4 protein-coding genes (1 of these 4 only partly in view) are annotated in these 2524 nt (G+C 28.0%); 2 read left to right on the forward strand and 2 right to left on the reverse strand.

Features of this window, described 5'->3' with window-relative positions:
- Nucleotides 1-34 carry the 3' end of a hypothetical protein gene (locus G3997_RS11995; RefSeq protein WP_442971281.1) on the forward strand. Its footprint begins 80 nt before the window's first position, so the window shows 34 of its 114 coding nt (coding positions 81-114); its start codon lies beyond the left edge, outside the window; the stop codon is at nt 32-34.
- A gap of 92 nt (nt 35-126) precedes the next feature.
- The gene (locus tag G3997_RS12000) at nt 127-213 is read left to right on the forward strand and encodes a hypothetical protein (RefSeq protein ID WP_442971282.1); all 87 of its coding nucleotides are present in this window, start codon (nt 127-129) and stop codon (nt 211-213) included.
- 622 nt (nt 214-835) lie between these two features.
- Here the strand turns inward: G3997_RS12000 and G3997_RS08735 are convergent.
- The gene (locus G3997_RS08735) at nt 836-1558 is read right to left on the reverse strand and encodes a YebC/PmpR family DNA-binding transcriptional regulator (protein WP_296645395.1); all 723 of its coding nucleotides are present in this window, start codon (nt 1556-1558) and stop codon (nt 836-838) included.
- Nucleotides 1559-1696: 138 nt separating this feature from the next.
- Entirely contained in the window at nt 1697-2452 is a 756-nt protein-coding gene (gene nadE / locus G3997_RS08740; protein ID WP_296645396.1) for an NAD(+) synthase, read from the reverse strand.
- Nucleotides 2453-2524: the final 72 nt, after the last annotated feature.

Genomic DNA, 2524 nt, shown 5'->3' on the forward strand with positions numbered 1-2524 from the left:
TTTGTTTTTATGGATAGATTTTTTAACTTATTAGATTATTTTTATTTAAATCTGTCTATACTCTTTATAGGTTAAGATATCGGATGTAATGTAAAAACTTGTGCTAATAATGCAGGCACTGTATGTATTCTTAATAATATAGGCATAACTACATTATCTCCAAGAACTAATACAACATCCGAAACTTATTGTTCTAGTTTTAAATGTAAATAGTACATAAATTACTTGATTATACACTAAATCTTCAAGTAAATTTTAAATATTATTAAATTTAATCCACTGATAAAAATAATTTTTCTATTAAAAAAGTATCTCTAAGAAATTTCTTAGAGATACTTTTTTATATAATTTATTACTCAGTATTTTTAATTTATATAATTATTATCTAATAAAATTAGTAGCTATTTTATTTTCTTTTTTAGGTAAATCTTCTTTAGAATTTTTAATTATTTTTAACATCCATGCCATATTATTTCCTAATACTCTCATAGTTTGAAGACCTTCTAAATCTTGTTTCGCTTCATCCGCATTATTCCCATGAATTAATCACTCCTCTTAAATTTTATTCCCTGAATTATATATTTATTATAAATGAAAAAAAATATATCATGTAATATCTAATTTATTTCAAAAACATAAAAAAACACTTCTAACTATTTGTATAAATTAAAATATACATCATAATTAGAAGTGTTTTTATTTATCTTAACACTCTAAACATATTTCATTACATGTTTATATAAAATATAATATGTTTATCATAACAATCATAATTTTTCTAATAATTTTCAAATTATAAATAGCTACAACTGTTAATATTACTTAACTTCAGAAATTATTCAGCTATTTCCCAGTTATGGTACACATTTTGAACATCATCATCATCTTCAAGCATATCAACTAGCTTGTTCATGTTCTTTAACATAGTTTCATCAGTTAACTCTGTAGTAGTTTGAGGTATTAATTTAACATCTGCAGATATAAATTCATATCCTTGTTCTTTTAACGCATCTCTAACTGCTGCAAAATCTTCTGGTGCAGTAACTACTTCATATCCATCTTCTTCTGTTATGAAATCTTCTGCTCCAGCTTCTAAAGCTGCTTCCATTAATTCATCTTCAGATACTTCATCATTAGCTTCTATTAATATTTGCCCTTTGTTATCAAACATGAATGATACACATCCACTAGTTCCTAAGTTACCACCATTTTTGTCGAAGTAGTATCTTACATTCCCAGCAGTTCTATTTTTATTATCTGTTAAAGTTTCAACTATAACAGCAACTCCACCTGGTCCGTATCCTTCATAAACTATTGTTTCATAGTTTTCATTAGCTCCAGCTCCAGCACCTTTTGCTACTGCTCTGTCTATGTTATCATTAGGCATGTTATCAGCTTTAGCCTTTTCTATAGCAGTTTTTAATGCTGCATTGTAATCAGGATTTCCTCCACCTTCTTTAGCTGCAACTGCTATTGCTCTAGCATGCTTAGTGAATATTTTAGCTCTTTTAGCATCTTGTTTACCTTTTTTGTTTATTATGTTTCCTATACGTCCCATAATTCCACTCCTTAATACGTATAATTAATTCATATATCTTAGGGTTATATTATATACATAATTACCCATATTATTAATTAATATTTAGATATTTTATTTTATATTGTAAATTTTAGCACAAATATTGATTTTAGTAAATTAGAACTTAGGAGGTGCTGCTGCAGTATGTCTTTTGTGCTCACTTATTCTATGTAATCTAGCTATTATTTCTTGATCTTTTTGTGGAACTTCATCTAATCTTCCCTCAACTACGGCATCAATCATATCATAAGTTGTACCCATTTCAATTTCATCAGTTTGACCTTCCCACAATCCTGCTGATGGCGCTTTGTTTATTACATCTTCATGAACTCCAAGTACTTTAGCCCACTCATATACTTCTCTTTTTGTAAGGTTTGCTAAAGGTACTAAGTCAACTCCACCATCTCCATACTTAGTAAAGTACCCTGTGTGTATTTCTGCTGCATTATCTGTTCCAACAACTAAATAACCTAAATTATTAGCTACAGTATAAACAGTACTCATTCTAACTCTTGCTCTTAAATTAGCATCTGTCATCTTTATATAATTCTCTTGATATAGCTCTTTCTCTTTTAATTGAGAAGTAACTTGATCAAGTATCATAGTTTGTTCTTCTGTCAGGTCTAAATCAATATACTCTATATTACATCCATTTATAACTTTAAGAGCATCTTCTCTATCATTTGGATTACTTTTTATACTCATAATAACCCCCATAGAGTTTTGCGGAAATGCTTTTTTTATTAAATATGCAACTACTGCTGAATCTATACCTCCTGATACCCCAACTACAAGACCATTAYAGTTAGCTTCTTTCACTTTATCTCTTAGCCATTGTACTGTTTTGTCTATTTTTAAATTTATCTCACTCATGTCCTTCTCCTCTCTTGATTAAAACTTATCAATAATTATATTATACCATAATCTACCTTTTAAATTTTTATA

This window comes from Romboutsia sp. 13368, from assembly GCF_018336475.1.
Classification (GTDB): domain Bacteria; phylum Bacillota; class Clostridia; order Peptostreptococcales; family Peptostreptococcaceae; genus Romboutsia.

Coding starts and splice junctions, on each gene's coding strand:
- G3997_RS08735 (WP_296645395.1), bottom strand. CDS start 1,558: ATGGGACGTATAGGAAACATAATAAACAAAAAAGGTAAACAAGATGCT.